13 protein-coding genes, 2 tRNA genes and 1 other RNA gene are annotated in these 13,301 nt (G+C 70.0%); 9 read left to right on the top strand and 7 right to left on the bottom strand.

Annotated elements, in window-relative coordinates; all coding sequences use genetic code 11:
* Window positions 1–188 precede the first annotated feature (188 nt).
* A tRNA-Pro gene (locus tag LAJ19_RS13380) sits at window positions 189–265 on the bottom strand.
* A gap of 108 nt (window positions 266–373) precedes the next feature.
* On the opposite strand from LAJ19_RS13380, the gene LAJ19_RS13375 reads away from it, so the two are divergent.
* Entirely contained in the window at window positions 374–1,609 is a 1,236-nt protein-coding gene (locus LAJ19_RS13375) for an aminopeptidase (RefSeq protein WP_225476241.1), read from the top strand.
* Window positions 1,610–1,676: 67 nt separating this feature from the next.
* On the opposite strand, the gene LAJ19_RS13370 is transcribed toward LAJ19_RS13375, so the two are convergent.
* Window positions 1,677–2,399 carry a carbonic anhydrase gene (locus LAJ19_RS13370; protein WP_225476240.1) on the bottom strand — a complete coding sequence of 241 codons (723 nt, stop codon included), beginning with the start codon at window positions 2,397–2,399 and terminating at the stop codon, window positions 1,677–1,679.
* Window positions 2,400–2,457: 58 nt separating this feature from the next.
* Here LAJ19_RS13370 and LAJ19_RS13365 point away from each other — a divergent pair, with 58 nt between their 5' ends.
* Window positions 2,458–2,823, top strand: a complete 366-nt coding sequence (locus tag LAJ19_RS13365) for a hypothetical protein (protein WP_225476239.1) — start codon at window positions 2,458–2,460, stop codon at window positions 2,821–2,823.
* Between the two features lie 349 nt (window positions 2,824–3,172).
* Here LAJ19_RS13365 and ffs read toward each other — a convergent pair.
* Window positions 3,173–3,271, bottom strand: an RNA gene (gene ffs, locus LAJ19_RS13360) — signal recognition particle sRNA small type.
* Window positions 3,272–3,366: 95 nt separating this feature from the next.
* A tRNA-Leu gene (locus tag LAJ19_RS13355) sits at window positions 3,367–3,450 on the bottom strand.
* Window positions 3,451–3,624: 174 nt separating this feature from the next.
* Here LAJ19_RS13355 and rpsO point away from each other — a divergent pair.
* Entirely contained in the window at window positions 3,625–3,900 is a 276-nt protein-coding gene (rpsO, locus tag LAJ19_RS13350) for a 30S ribosomal protein S15 (protein WP_225476238.1), read from the top strand.
* A 57-nt stretch (window positions 3,901–3,957) separates the two neighbouring features.
* On the opposite strand, the gene LAJ19_RS13345 is transcribed toward rpsO, so the two are convergent.
* Window positions 3,958–4,407, bottom strand: a complete 450-nt coding sequence (locus LAJ19_RS13345) for a gamma-glutamylcyclotransferase family protein (protein WP_225476237.1) — start codon at window positions 4,405–4,407, stop codon at window positions 3,958–3,960.
* A gap of 56 nt (window positions 4,408–4,463) precedes the next feature.
* The gene (locus LAJ19_RS13340; protein WP_225476236.1) at window positions 4,464–5,147 is read right to left on the bottom strand and encodes an XRE family transcriptional regulator; all 684 of its coding nucleotides are present in this window, start codon (window positions 5,145–5,147) and stop codon (window positions 4,464–4,466) included.
* A gap of 128 nt (window positions 5,148–5,275) precedes the next feature.
* Between LAJ19_RS13340 and LAJ19_RS13335 the strand changes: the two genes are divergently transcribed.
* The 4 genes from LAJ19_RS13335 (at window position 5,276) to LAJ19_RS13320 (ending at window position 8,095) form a co-directional block, all read left to right on the top strand.
* Complete coding sequence (locus tag LAJ19_RS13335) at window positions 5,276–5,629, top strand: hypothetical protein (RefSeq protein WP_225476235.1); 354 nt, start codon at window positions 5,276–5,278, stop codon at window positions 5,627–5,629.
* 60 nt (window positions 5,630–5,689) lie between these two features.
* A complete protein-coding gene (locus LAJ19_RS13330) occupies window positions 5,690–6,844 on the top strand; it encodes a S1C family serine protease (RefSeq protein ID WP_225476234.1) in 1,155 nt (384 codons plus the stop codon).
* Between the two features lie 94 nt (window positions 6,845–6,938).
* On the top strand, window positions 6,939–7,409 hold the full coding sequence (locus tag LAJ19_RS13325) for a multidrug DMT transporter (protein ID WP_225476233.1): 471 nt from the start codon (window positions 6,939–6,941) through the stop codon (window positions 7,407–7,409).
* Window positions 7,410–7,462: 53 nt separating this feature from the next.
* Entirely contained in the window at window positions 7,463–8,095 is a 633-nt protein-coding gene (locus LAJ19_RS13320; RefSeq protein WP_225476232.1) for a hypothetical protein, read from the top strand.
* On the opposite strand, the gene LAJ19_RS13315 is transcribed toward LAJ19_RS13320, so the two are convergent.
* Window positions 8,092–8,868, bottom strand: coding sequence for a GNAT family N-acetyltransferase (locus LAJ19_RS13315; protein ID WP_225476231.1), 777 nt, complete (start codon window positions 8,866–8,868; stop codon window positions 8,092–8,094). The two genes, LAJ19_RS13320 and LAJ19_RS13315, sit on opposite strands and share 4 nt — an antisense overlap.
* Before the next feature lie 50 nt (window positions 8,869–8,918).
* On the opposite strand from LAJ19_RS13315, the gene LAJ19_RS13310 reads away from it, so the two are divergent.
* Together LAJ19_RS13310 and LAJ19_RS13305 are read left to right on the top strand one after the other, a co-directional pair.
* Entirely contained in the window at window positions 8,919–11,348 is a 2,430-nt protein-coding gene (locus LAJ19_RS13310) for a glutamine--tRNA ligase/YqeY domain fusion protein (RefSeq protein WP_225476230.1), read from the top strand.
* Window positions 11,349–11,453: 105 nt separating this feature from the next.
* Window positions 11,454–13,244: a WD40 repeat domain-containing protein gene (locus tag LAJ19_RS13305; protein ID WP_225476229.1), complete on the top strand. Its 1,791-nt coding sequence runs from the start codon at window positions 11,454–11,456 to the stop codon at window positions 13,242–13,244.
* The last annotated feature ends 57 nt before the right edge of the window (window positions 13,245–13,301 follow it).

The raw sequence follows: 13,301 nt of genomic DNA, 5'->3' as shown, positions 1-13,301 counted from the left end.
CAGGCCTCATTTGATGGCCTTAGCGCGGCGAGGACCTGAGCATCTCATAGGCAGGCGATAGGATCCTCGAGGGTGGAACGGCCTCAGGGTTGTGGCTGTAGCACAGCTGTAGCACCGCCCGCCCATCTGCTCGTTAGCCCAGGGTTCTATACAATAGAAAAAACTCCCTCAGAGAGGGAGTTTGTTGCTGGTCGAGGCGGCGAGATTTGAACTCACGACCCCTACCACCCCAAGGTAGTGCGCTACCAGGCTGCGCTACGCCTCGACGGCCAGCCCCAAAACTATAGGTGGCGTTCCGGGTTCCGTCAAGGGCAGGCCGATCTCCCGGGACGCCTTTTGAACCTGTGTGCGTGGGGTGGCTATCCTGCCAGGGATGACACTGACATTTGAAGAGAAGCTGCGCAACTACGCGCGCCTGGCGGTGCGGGTGGGCCTGGGCGTCACGCCGGGACAGCGGGTGCTGGTGCAGGCCCCGGTGGAGACCGCGCAGCTGGCCAGAGCCGTGGTGCGTGAAGCGTACGCGGCAGGTGCGAGTTTCGTGGACGTCCGCTGGGATGACGATGATGTGCAGCTGGCGCGCTTCGAACTGGCGCCGGACGGCAGCTTTGAGCAGATCAGCCGCTGGCGCGTGGACGCGGAAATCGAGACGGCCGAGGCAGGCGGCGCTGTCATTGCTATTCGTGCCACGAACCCGAACCTGCTGGGCAGCGTGGACCCGGAGCGCGTGGCGACGCACCAGCGGACGCTGGCCGCGTACCGCCGCCCGTACACGGCTCAGGTGATGACGAACCGCCTGAACTGGAATCTGATCAGCGCGCCCGTAACAGGCTGGGCCGCCCTGATGTTCCCGGACGTCAGCGCGGAGCAGGCCGTGGAGCAGCAGTGGGACGCGATCTTCGCAGCCACGCGCGCTGATCAGCCTGATCCCGTGGTGGCCTGGGAAACGCACCTGGCGAACCTGAAACGCCGCCGCGACACCCTCACCGCGAAGCAGTACGCGGCGCTGCACTTCCAGGGTGGAGGAACGGACCTGACGGTGGGCCTGGCGGAGGATCACGTGTGGGGTGGCGGCGCGGCCGACACGCCCGGTGGGATCACGTTCACGGCGAACATCCCCACAGAAGAGGTGTGGACGGCGCCGCACCGTGAGCGGGTGAGCGGCACGGTGGTCAGCACCAAGCCGCTGTCGTACAACGGCACGCTGATCGACGGCATCCGCATTGAGTTCGAGGGGGGGCGGATCACGAAGGCGAGCGCCGCGCAGGGTGAGGGCGCGCTGCTGAAGATGATCGACACGGATGAAGGCAGTCACCGCCTGGGTGAGGTGGCGCTGGTGCCGCACTCCAGTCCGATCAGCCGCTCAGGGCTGTTCTTCTTCAATACGCTGTACGACGAGAACGCCGCGTCGCACATTGCGATCGGCAGTGCCTACCGTTTCAACGTGCGCGGTGGGGTGGACATGAGCCTGGAAGAGTTCCTGGCGCGGGGCGGGAACGACAGTCTGACGCACGTGGACTGGATGATCGGCAGTGGCGAGATGAACGTGGACGGCGTGACGAAGGACGGGCAGCGTGAGCCTGTGATGCGCAGCGGCGAGTTCATGATCTGACGGCCACAGCAGCGGCAGAGGGGGTCAGCAGCGCCGCGTCTGCTGACCCCCTCTGCCGCTGTGGCGTTCAGGGGCGCAGGTCCTCTTCCTCGGTCAGGAAGTCCACGGCGCCGCTGCCGATCTCGTAGTAGGCGCCGATCACGCGGATCTGTCCGCTTTCTTCCGCGGCGCGGATCAGGGATTCCTGCCTGAGCAGGTGCACCTGATAGCGGACGTTGTTCAGGACCGCCTCGCGCATCCGGGCTTTCTTGTCGCGGATGGTGGGCATGGCCTGCAGGCTGGGCTGGATGCGGCGGATCAGGTTCTGCAGGTGTTCGGGTTCCTCACTGATGCGCTGTTCGGGCAGCAGCGCGGCAGCGACGGCGCCGCAGGCTTCGTGGCCCATCACGACGATCAGGTGCACGTCGAGGTGACGGATGGCGTACTCCAGGGTGCCCAGGCCCGCTTCGCCCACCACATTGCCCGCGACGCGCACCACGAACAGCTGCCCGAGCCCCTGGTCGAACACGAGTTCGACGGGCACGCGGCTGTCGCTGCACGCCAGGATGGCGGCGTAGGGCGTCTGGCCCATGATCTGCGCGCGGCGTTCGTTGGCGCTGACTTCCGGTCGGATGGCCTGACCGCTGAAGAAGCGGGCGTTGCCGTCCTTGAGGGCCTGAATGGCGGCGTCAGGGGTGGCCACGTCGGACTCCTTGAGCCCGGCGATGTCCTCCATGCTGGCTCCGCGCCGGATGGCGTCAAGAATGCGGCGCTCCAGGTCAGCGGCGATCTGTGCAGCAGTGTCGTCCATGCCCGGCATGCTAACGCGCAGGTCCGGCGGCCGGCGGCACGGGGTCTATCCTGAAGGCATGGATGACGCGGACGTGACCCTGAGCGAGCTGCTGGAACGCTACGCGACCCTGCGGGACACCCTGCTGGGCCTGGAGGCCGAGCGGGATGAACTGGCGGGGCGGATCAAGGCGGCGCTGCTGCAGGGGGAGGCGGCGGAGACGGACCTGTACCGCGCGGCGCTGAAGGTGTCCCGGCGGGTGGAGTATCCGCTGGACCGGTTCCGGGAGGTGTTTGGGGACGCGGCGGCGCTGGAGGTGGCGAGCATTGACCGCAGGCGGGCTGAACTGCTCGCGCAGGCCGGCGACCTGGACGCCGGGCAGCTGCGGGAACTGGCGGTGGTGAAGGAGACGCAGGCCCTGGTGCTGCAGCCCAAGACCCGCTGAGCGGATGGCCGCACTCCTGACGGCGAGCGAACCGGGCCGTGACCGGTGCCGGGCACGCTGGGCGCAGGAGTCAGCTGTTGCCTGTGAATCTGCCCCTGCCCTTGCCACTGGCGCTGTGTGCGCTGGCCCTCATCTGGCTGCCACTGCCCTGCCGGGTCCAGGGAGAGGCAGTCAGGCAATCGGCGCCTGGGTAGACCGGGCGCGAGGCGCGGCTGTCCCGCCTGACCGGCGCGCCAGCTCACTCCGCGCGCCAGACGCGCTGAAACGACTCGGGCATGGTGAGAGGGGACAGCAATACGTGGGGCCCGGATACGCTGCATCCGGGCCCCGCGGGAAGTGGTTTGAAAAAGCATTGCCGGTGAGCAGCGGCACCCGCAGATCATCCCTTATGGCTGCTGCCTTCCGGCCCTGACCAGGTTCAGGCGTCCACGCTGCGCTGCGCCAGCAATGCGTTCAGAACCATAGCACAGGCGGCGCGGCGTGTGCAGGGCAGCTCCGGGAGCAATGAGGCGCGCCGGACCCATGAAGAGTCCGGCGCGTTTCTGGTGCTCGGGATGGGACTTGAACCCACACAGCTAAGCTACACGCCCCTCAAACGTGCGCGTCTACCAATTCCGCCACCCGAGCAGGGTGAGAGGCGAAAGCAATAGTAGGGGCGGGGCGGGGCTGTGTCAAGCCGGGGACTTGCACAGATGCCCGGACGTGATAGTCTCGCGTTTGCCGTCGCGGTACGGTCAGGCCCGGGACTCCCGTTTTTTCCTGGCTGGCGCGCACGGGACACCACAACAAGAGAGGTTTTTCATGATCGACAAACAGCAGACCATCCAGACCCACGCCAAGCACGGCACCGACACCGGCAGCACCACCGTGCAGATCGCGCTGCTCACCGAGCGCATCAACAACCTGTCGGTGCACCTGACCGCCAACCGCAAGGACAAGCACGGCCAGCGCGGCCTGCAGCTCCTCAACGGTCAGCGCCGCCGCCTGCTGAAGTACCTGGAGCGCACCAACTACGACCAGTACATCGCCCTGACGGACCAGCTGAAGATCCGCCGCGGTCAGCGCATCGTCCGCTAACCCCGCGCTGCACGCCGCCTCGCCCCACCCGGGCGGGGCGGCGTCTTTGTTGGGCCGTCAGCGGGCGTTGGGGGCCGGGCGGTCCCGGCCGGGCACGCCGCGCCAGTCCCCGTGCGGGACAGGCTCCGCGCCGGGGGCGTCCAGGCGCGCCGCACGGGCGTACACGTAGACCCAGGCCTGGGCAGGCTCGCCGGTGTGCAGGGTGAGGGTCACGCGCTCGCGGGTGTACAGGGGCGGCGTTTCATGCAGGCCCTCAAGGTCGTCCAGGAAGGGCAGCGCGGCCGCCCAGCTGCCGGGCGTGTAGGTCAGCACGACGCCGTGCACGGTGGCGTCCGGCGGGCCGGGGCGCAGCGCGGGGTACGCCTCGGGGCTCAGGTGGTAGAGCCGGAAGCCGCGCAGTGTGGCGGCCTGGGCGGTAAAGGCACCGCCGCGCGTGGCAACGTGGGCGTTGCGCTCGCCGGGCAGCAGGGTGCCGTACACGAAGACGCGGGTGAGGTCAGTGGTCATGGGCTGAGGGTAGCCCCCGGCGGGGAGGGAAGCGGGGGGCCGCGCAAGACAGGACCCTACAGGCGGGTGCCCTGCGGCTGGTGGTAGTACACGCGGCCGATCACGGTGGCTTCCTCGGGTTTCACGGGGGGGTGGTTGGGGTTGTCGCTGCTGAGCCACAGCTGCGTGTCGTAGCGGCGCAGGCGTTTGACGGTCAGGCCCAGGCCTGGCACGTGCAGGACGTACACGCGGCCTTCGCGGAGGTCGAGGTCGCCCGGATCGACGTAGATGCGGTCGCCGGGGCGCAGGCCGCCGTGCTCGGTGGTCATGGAGTCGCCCTGCACCTGCAGGACGAGCATGCCGGGCCGGTGATCGCGCAGGGGCACGAGTTCGTGGTCAATGATGCTGGCGTGATCCTCACTGCTGGGCAGGCCGGCGCTGGCGAGGGCGCGGACAGGAACGCGGATAAGTTCCATGGCGCCGAGCAGGTCCTCGCGAGGTTCGGGGGCGAGGGGACGCAGGCCGGTGCGGGCCGCCCATTCGCTCAGGGAGATGTTCAGGGCGCGGCGCAGGGCGTCCTGGCGGATGGCGGTGAGGGCGCTGAGGGGACGGTCGCCGCGTTCCAGCCGGCTGAGGTACGGCTGGGTCAGCCGGCCCTGGGGGCCACCGAGCTGCAAGGTGAGGGCGCAGAGGTCGTCCTGACCGAGGCCCCGCTGCTGCCGCTGTTCGCGCAGCCACGTGGCGAGGGGGGTGGGGGGCATGAGGGCAGTGTAACGGCAAGTTCATGCCTGGTTTGAGGTCCTGCTCCTTGATTTATGCCTGGAGACATATTATGCTTGGAGCAGATCGCCACCCGTCCACTCTGCCGTCTCCCCTCTGGAGGTCTGTGATGCCGGATCTGTCCCCCGTTCCCTCCACCCTGCCCGCCCTGGCTCCCCTGCTGATCACGGCCTTCACGGCAGGAACGTTGACTCAGCTGACCCGGCTGCTGACCCGCACCGGCCGGCTGCGCGCCCGCCCCACTGCCGCCCGCGCAGCCGCAGCCGGCATCGCCGCCCTGACTGTGGCGGCCCTGCTCAGCGCCACCCTGACCCACCCCTCCCCCGCCCTGCTGCTGGCCCTGGCCTGCGTGACCGGCTGGACGGGCCCCAGTATCCTGGCGCGCCTGGGCAGCCTGGTCGAACGCCAGCTGGACCTGCGGCCGGACGCCCCCGGGGCCCACCCCGGCGAGGCCGACTTCTGATTCCCCTGCAAACGAGATTTCCGCCACAGCTGACCCGCAGGGCAGCCCGCACAATGGCGCATGAACCTTTCTGGTGGTCAGGGCGCCCGCGTTCGTCCGTTCCTGTTGACCCTGGTGCTGGGCCTGCTGCCCGGGCCGCTCGCCCAGAGTGCCGCGCCCGCCGTTCCCTCCGCTCCTGCCGCAACGCCCAAAGCGCGTCAGGTCCCGGCCACTCCGGCCCTTACCCCGCAGGAGCAGAGCACCCTGCAGAAGCTGATCAGCCGCGTGCGCCCCGCCACGGTGCGCGTCGAGCAGTGTCTCTCCACCCGCTGTGACGACCCGGACGGCATCGGCTCGGGCGTGCTGATTTCAGGTGACGGCCTGGTGCTCACGGCGTATCACGTCATCAGTGGCGCCACCGCCCTGAGCGTGCAGCTGCTGAACCAGAAACGCTACGCGGCCGAGGTGGTCGGGTACAACGACCAGGACGACCTCGCCCTGCTGCGCGTGAAGATTCCCGCCGGCACGCCCTTCCTCGCTCTGGCCGCCGGCCGCCCCGCCGTGGGGGACGTGGCGCTGGCCGTCGGGAACGGCAACGGCGCGTTCCTGACCCCCAAAACCGGGCGCCTGCTGGGCCTGGACAGTGATCCGGGCCGCGCAGACTTTCCGCCCGGCACGCTGGAACTGAACGCCCCGCTGATTCCCGGCGACAGCGGCGGGCCCGTGGTGAACACCAGAGGCGAGGTCACCGGCATCGTGAGTTACATCCGCCTGACCCAGAGTGGCCAGCCGCGCTCGTACGCCGTGCCGGTCAGCACCACTGACGCGCGCGTGGCCGCCCTGAAACGCGGCGAGAAGCGCGACGCGCCAGTCATCGGGATCGGGCTGGGCGGGGTGTTCTCGGACCTGTTCTTTCTGCCGGAGGAAGGCTTCCGGGAACTGGCGGGCCCGCTGAAACTGGGCGATACCCCCGGGGCGTTCTTCACCAGCGTGACGCGCGGCAGCCCCGCGGCGAAAGCAGGCCTGAAGCCGCTGGTGCTGAACAGCGATGATGAGCGCATCTCCGGGGACATCGTGACCGCGGTGAACGGCAAGCGCATCGTGAACTTCGCGGAGTTCCAGTATGCGGTGCGTGCCCACCAGCCGGGCGAGACGGTCACGCTGAGTGTGCTGCGGGACGGGAAGCCGCTGGAAATCAGGGTCACTCTCGTGGGGCGCAGCCAGTTGCAGAACTGAGGGCGGGCAGCCCAGCAGGCCGGGGAGAAGCCCCCGGCCTTCATATTGTCGTAATACCCCTTGACAATTCTGCCCTGGGCAGAATAATGCGGGTATGGACACCCTGAAAAAAGCCGGAGCCATGCTGGCCCACCTTGACCTCTTCCACCACATGCTCGACCTGCGCGGCCTGCTGCAGCTCGCCGCCCACATGGAAGACCGGGGAGACCGCGTCACCCTCATCAACCCCCAGACCATCACCCTGATCGGGACTGACATGCACAACGACGCGCAGATCACCACCACCAAAGGCGCGACCATCCAGGCCACCACCGCCTACCGCGTCCTGCAGAGCCTCAAAGGCCACGAGGCCCCCGAATACGCCGTCACCCGCGAAGAACTCGCCGCCCTGAACGCCCGCGCCGTGGCCGAACTCGGCGACAGCGACGCCCTGCGCGCCTTCGAGGCCACCCTCACCCGCATCAGCGCCCCCACCGACCCCGCTGCGGAGCGCCCCGCCGGCGCCAGCCGCGGCCGCCGCGCCGCCGAGCCCGAAACCTCCACCACCGACCAGCCCGCCGCCTGAACCGCCCCCAGCTCATCTGCCGCACTTCACCCCCACCCGTTAAGGTGGACCGCGTGAAGCGCGGCCTTCTGCTCTCCCTCCTGCTGTGTACCGCTCCCGTACACGCCCAGACGCCCGACCTGCTGACCGGGGGCGACTACGCCCGCGCCTTCGACAGCGCCCAGGCAGACGGCGACCCCCTCACAGCCAGCCGCGCCGCGGCCGCCATGGCCGAGTACCGCGCCGGCGGCCGCGGCTGGATCACCCGCGCGGTCAGCGCCGCCCGTCAGGCCGTCACCACGCGCCCCACCAGCCCGGACACCCACCTGGCCCTCGGCAGCGCCCTGGGCCTCCAGGCGCGGGCAGGCGGCTTCACCCTGGGCGCCCTGAACAGCGCGCAGCAGGCCCGCGCCGCCCTGGACCGCGCGGACATTCAGGCCGTGCTGGCCGAATGGCACGCCGGCGCCTGGACGAAAGCGGGCGTGTTCAGCGGCGGGAATGCCAGCCGCGCCCGCACCCTGGCCGCCGCCGCCCGCCACGCGCCCGACAACCTGTTCGTGCAGGCACACGCCGGCCTCGGTCTGGCCCTGCTGCGCGACCCCCAGGCCCGCCTCCTGCTGAACCGTGCCGCTGCCCTGGAGGCCCGCACCGCCCTGGACCGTGACCTGCAGGCCCAGGCCCGGCGAGCGCTGAGAGAGCTCCACTAAGGCCGGTCGGCCTGCCCCGAGCTGCCTTCGCCCGCGGTCCACCAGGAGGCCGTTTCCGTTCCCGGCCGCAGCGGCACACCGGGGACATTTCCGGCGCGGTCGGCCAGGGCCTGCGCTTCCCGTCCGGCCCGCCCGGCGCCCAGCCACCCGGTCCAGTACGCGCGCAGAACCCCGGTCACCAGGGCCAGCGGCACCGTGGCGGCCGGGGCCAGCGGCTGGTACAGCAGGTCCAGGTCCTTGAGGGGACCGCCGTCCGGCCCGCCCACCGGCTGCCAGTACGGGAGATCCACCGTCCGCAGGCCCAGGGCGTGCAGCGCGGTGCGGCGCGCCACGGGATCCACGCCGGTTGCGGCCTCGGCAGCGCGGTCAGCCGGGTCCTGCCGCAGCGGGTGCACGCTATCGGCAAACATGCCTGCCAGACCCGCAGCACGCACCTCACGCAACGTGGCTGCGTGAAGCGCCCGGCCCACCCCCAGGCCACGCGCCGCGCGCGTCACAGCCATGAAGGAATTGAACCCTGCGCCCCTCACGTCCCCCGGCAGGGGCAGCAGCGCGTACAGGGTGCCGCCCACCACCTCACCCTGCGCGTTCTCGGCGACCAGCAGGCGATCCTCACGCTGCGGGCCGCGCCGGGTGATCAGGTGCCCGAACACCTCCGGGGGAATCAGCATGTCCGGAGCGTAGTAACTGGTCTCCTGCACGCGCCCGAACGCTTCGACGGCCGGATCATCGGGGTCAGTGACGTGGCGCAGCTGAACGTCAGTGCGGATCATACGGCTCACGGTAACGGTCCCGGGCGCGCGACACCGTTATTCTGGGCGGCATGACGGCCCCCGACCCCTCCCCCGCGACCGCGCCAGCGGTAAACCACGCGCCGCGCGTGACCCCGAACTTCATTACTGAGATCATTGAACGTGACCTGCAGGGCGGCAAATACCCGCAGGTCGTGACGCGCTTCCCCCCGGAACCCAGCGGGTACGCGCACCTGGGGCACATCTTCGCGTCGTTCGTGGACTTCCAGACGGCCGCGCAGTACGGAGGGCGCTACCACCTGCGCATGGACGACACCAACCCGGCGCTCGCCACGCAGGAATACGCCGACGCCATTGCCGAGGACCTGCGCTGGCTGGGCTGGGACTGGGGCGAGCACCTGTACTACGCCAGTGATTACTTCGAGCGCTACTACGCGTACGCCGAGCAGCTCGTGCAGCAGGGCGACGCCTACGTGGACTCCGTGACGGGCGAGGAAATGGCGCGCCTGCGCGGGGACGCCCGCATCCCCGGCACGCCCAGCCCCTACCGCAGCCGCACGCCCGAGGAGAACCTGGACCTGCTGCGCCGCATGCGCGCCGGAGAATTCCCAGACGGCGCGCACGTGCTGCGCGCAAAAATTGACCTGGCGAGCCCGAACATGAAACTGCGCGACCCGGTGCTGTACCGCATTCTGCGCGGGCAGCACTACCGCGCGGGCACCGCCTGGTGCATCTACCCGATGTACGACTTTCAGCACCCGCTGCAGGACGCCATCGAGGGCGTCACGCATTCCCTGTGCTCGCTGGAATTCGTGGACAACCGTGCCATCTACGACTGGCTGATGGACCGGCTGAACTTCACGCCGCGCCCCCACCAGTACGAATTCGGACGGCGGGGCCTGGCGTACACCATCACCAGCAAACGCAAGCTGCGCCGCCTGGTGGAAGCCGGCGCCGTGCACGGCTGGGACGACCCGCGCATGCCGACCCTGCGCGCGCAGCGGCGCCTGGGCGTAACCCCCGAGGCCATCCGGGCCTTCGCCGCGCAGATCGGCGTGAGCCGCACGAACCGCACCGTGGACCTCAGCGTGTACGAGAACGCCGTGCGTGACGACCTGAACCACCGCGCGCCCCGCGTGATGGCGGTCCTGGAGCCCCTGGCGGTCACGCTGGAAAACCTCGCTGCGCCGCAGACGCTGAGCCTGCCGTACTGGCCGTTCGACGTGGTGCGCGACTCGCCGGACGGCCTGGTGGCCCTGCCGGACGGGACGCGCGTGCCGGCCGAGCAGGCCGTCCGGGACGTGCCGCTGACCCCGGAGCTGCTTATTGAGCGCGAGGATTTCAATCCAGCCCCTCCCAAAGGGTACAAACGGCTCACGCCGGGCGGCACGGTCCGCCTGCGCGGCGCGGGCATCATCCGCGCCGAGCGCTTCGATACCGACGAGCAGGGACAGGTGACGCGCGTGTACGCCACGCTGCTGGGCGAGGACGCCCGGGCCGGCGGAGTGATTCACTGGGTGAGTGCCACCCAGGGCGTTCCGGCCGAGTTCCGGCTGTACGACCGGCTGTTCCGCGTCCCGAACCCCGAAGCGGCCAACCCGGAGGACGCGCAGGCCGAGCCGGTCCCGCCCGCCTTCGACCCGGAGGAGAACAGCCATGAGGACGAGACCCGGCCCCTGAACGCGGATTTCATGGCGTTCCTGAACCCCGACAGCCTGCGTGTGACCCGCGGCGTGGTGGAACCCAGCGTGCGGCGTGACCCGGCCGGCACCCGCTACCAGTTCGAGCGGCAGGGGTACTTCTGGCGTGACCCGGTGGACAGCCGTGAGGACGCGCTGGTGTTCGGGCGGATCATCACCCTGAAAGACACCTGGGCCAGAATGGACCTGAAGCCCGCCGCACCGGCCAGGGACGCACGGCCGGACGCAGCAAAACCCGGCAAGGCCGCCGCGCCCGCTGTTCCCACTTCCCTGACGCCCGCGCAGGAAGCAGAAGTGACGCGCCTGACCGGGCTGGGCGCCGCGGACGCTGAGGCCCGCACCCTCGCGCGCGACGAGACGCTGCTGGCCTTCCTGCGTGACGCGCCCCAGGACGATACGTTTGGGCAGGTGGCGTCCTGGACCGTGAACGACCTCGCCGCGGGCCTGCGCGCCGGGGACGTTCGCGTGACCGCCGCCCAGCTGGCGCCGCTGGCAGCGCTGCTCGCCGGGCGTCAGGTCACCACGCGCGTGGCGCGCGAGGTGCTGGCGCGCGCCGCGCACAGTGGCGAGGCCCCCGCCACGATCATTGACCGGGACAACCTCGCCGGAGGACTGAGCGACGAGGCCCTGCACGCCGCCATCGCGCAGGTGCTGAGCAGCAACCCGGACAAGGTCGAAGCCTACCGCGGCGGAAAAAGCGCGCTGCTGGGCTTCTTCACCGGGCAGGTCATGCGCGCCACGGGCGGCAAGGCTGATCCGGCCGCCCTGACCGCCGCGCTCACGGCCGCCCTGAACAGCTGAATTGCGCCACTGCTGCAGCGCCCCGACACAGTCAGTCCACCGGGGCGGCCCCTGGAGACGGCAGGTCCCCTCACGGGCCGACGTGAACTTCTTTACAGTGGCAGCATGAGAATCTCTGCCCTGCTCCTCACTGCCGCCCTGACCGCCGGGGGGGCCGCCTCAGCGCTGACCCTGGCCACGCCGAAGGTGTACACCGTGCCGGGCGCCGACTCGAACTACGCGGCGTTCCTGCCCGGCGGTCAGGTGGCTGTGGACGCCGATAACGCGGTCCTGATCCTGGATCAGAACCTGAAAACGCAGCGCGGCTGGTACACCCTGCAAGGCCCGGTGAAGGCGCTGGCGGCCAGCCCGGACGGCACGCGCCTGGCGGCCCTCACGCAGAGCCGCTGGGTGGTGTGGGACGTCGCCACAGGCCGGGAGGTCCGCAGTGGCAAGCCCCGCTACGACGCCACGCTGGCCTTCAGCGCCGACGGGGCCCTGCTGATGCTCGATGACGGCACGCTGAAACGCACGGACCTGAACAGCGGGCAGGTCACGGACGTGCTCGGTGACGGCGAGTTGTACGACGTGCGCGTCAGCCGCGACGGCACCCTGGCGATCCTGGCCTTCGAGGATCACGTGGAATTCGTGCGCCTTGGCACCGCCGCGCCTCTGGCGCAGGCAGACATCAGTGAGGACTGGGACGGCCTGGCGGTGACCTTCAGCCCGGACGGGCAGGCGGCCGTGGTGCGCACCGGCAGCGAAACGCTGATCCTGCGCGCCGGGCAGGCGCAGGCCACGGAAGTGGAGGGCGGCGAGGACCTGAGCCTTGAGGGCAGCGTGGTGTTCCTGAACGCCGGGCAGTTCGTGTACGCCGAGGACGGCGAGGCGCAGCTGTTCGACGCGCAGAGCGGCCAGAGCGTGGAGGACGCCTTTGAACTCGACAGTTACGAGACGCTCGCCGCCGGACCGGACGATCAGGTGCTCAGCCTGGGCCGCAGCGTCGGCCGCCTGACGCTGGGACAGCTGAGCGCCCCGGCCCGGCCACGGGTGACCCTGCCGTCCGCGAACGCCTGGACCGGCGCGTTCATCGGCGGGGTGCCGCACGCCGGCGTGGGTGAATTTCTGAACCTGAAAACCGGCAGGGCCCTGAACGTCGGGAACCGCGAGAACCTCTACGCCGCCGAGGGCCAGAGCGAAAGCATCTGGACGCTGAACAGCGGCGTGACCGTCAACGTGTACCGCGCCGGGAAGGTCATGAAGGTCGCCACGCTGGACGAGAAAGGTGAGTACGAGACGCTGCACGCCTCCCCCGACGGGCGGTACGCGGCGGTCAGCGGGTACCACGGCCTGGCCCTGCTGGACGGGCAGAGCGGCAAGGTCCTGAAGAAGTTCACGCCGGAGCAGCTGAAGGTCGAAGACTTTCACGACGCCATTCCCACGCCGGACGGCAAAGCCCTGATCGTGATCCCGCACGAAGGGGCGCTGCTGCGCGTGGACGTGGCCAGCGGGCGGCAGAGCGTGGCCTTCAAACTGCCGGCCGACGCGGACGCCAGCGAACTGCAGGTGAGCCGCGGCGGAACGCTCGCCGTGGCGTACAGCACCGAGGACGACGACGACCGCCTCGCCCTCGTGAAGCCCGGCGCGACCACCGCGTTCAAGACCCTGACCTTCACCGGCGAGGTGCGCGGCGTGCGCTTCAGTCCGGACGGGAAACTGCTGGCGGTGCTGACCACCGACGCGCAGAACGCCCTGCAGGTGTTCGACACGGCCACCGGCGCGCTTCTGGCCCGCACCGGGCAGTTCAGCCTGCGCACCTCGCTGCTGGCGTGGGCGCCAGGCGGCACGCAGCTGATGGTGGGCGCCGGGCTGCTGGGCCAGCCGGGCAGCGTCACCGTGTACGACGTGAAACGCTGAGCACGCAGGCGGGCCCCGGACAGATGAACCTGTCCGGGGCCCGCCACCGCCCGCATA

The sequence above is a fragment of the Deinococcus taeanensis genome (genome assembly GCF_020229735.1).
GTDB classification, from domain to species: Bacteria; Deinococcota; Deinococci; order Deinococcales; family Deinococcaceae; genus Deinococcus; species Deinococcus taeanensis.
Note: the sequence above shows the minus strand (reverse complement) of the source record. Positions and strands in the feature narration are given on the sequence as shown.